Origin of the sequence: Vibrio sp. 10N.261.46.E11, assembly GCF_041472735.1 — a bacterium.
GTDB lineage: Bacteria > Pseudomonadota > Gammaproteobacteria > Enterobacterales > Vibrionaceae > Vibrio.
In genome coordinates, this window is the sequence record NZ_JBFRQW010000012.1 from 48,448 (window position 1) to 49,245 (window position 798).

The window sequence follows — 798 nt, forward strand, 5'->3', positions numbered from 1 at the left end:
CTTCAGCAAGTTGTACCGCCAGTGAAATGGGAGGGACTAAGGCAACTCGTCATGGACGAGTTCGCCATCTTTAAAGGACATCGATATGCCACAGTCATCGCTGACGCTAAGACTCACCAAGTCATTTGGGTAGGGTTAGGCCGTAGCCGCAAGGACATACGACCGTTCTTCGAGCAGTTAGGCAAGCATGGCAACAATATCGAGGCGGTCGCGATGGACATGAATACGGCTTTTGACCTTGAAGTTCAAGCGCACTGTCCGAATGCAAAAATCGTTTACGACTTGTTCCATGTTGTCGCTAAGTTCGGTCGCGAGGTGATGGATAGAGTTAGAGTCGACCAAGCAAACAAACTTAAGCAAGACAAAAAAGCGAGGCAATGGGTGAAGCGTTCACGCTGGGTACTGCTGAAAAATAGAGGCAACTTAAATACACGCCAAGATAGCTATCTTACTGAAATATTGAATCTCAATAAGGACTTAATGACCACTTATATACTCGGAGCGCAACTCAAAGAGCTTTGGTATTGTGAATCAGAGGGGCACGCCAAGGGGCTCTGGGACGCGTGGTGGGAACAAGTGCAAGAGAGTGGGATTAAGCCATTAAAAGAGTTCGCACGAAAACTCAGACCATATCTTCACGGGGTTATCGCATCGGCAAGTTATCCGTTAAATACCTGCACGCTTGAAGGGATAAACAACAAGATAAAGCTAATCAAGCGAATGGGGTATGGATATCGAGATACAGACTACTTCTTCTTAAAGATAAAAGCGGCTTTCCCCGGAAAGCCGCGATGAACC

Annotated in this window: 1 protein-coding gene; it reads left to right on the forward strand. The window is 46.9% G+C overall.

What is annotated here, in order from left to right; translation table 11 throughout:
- The coding region (locus tag AB4407_RS04425) for an ISL3 family transposase (protein ID WP_372119042.1) at window positions 1-795 on the forward strand (795 nt) is incomplete at its 5' end.
- Between the last annotated feature and the right edge of the window lie 3 nt (window positions 796-798).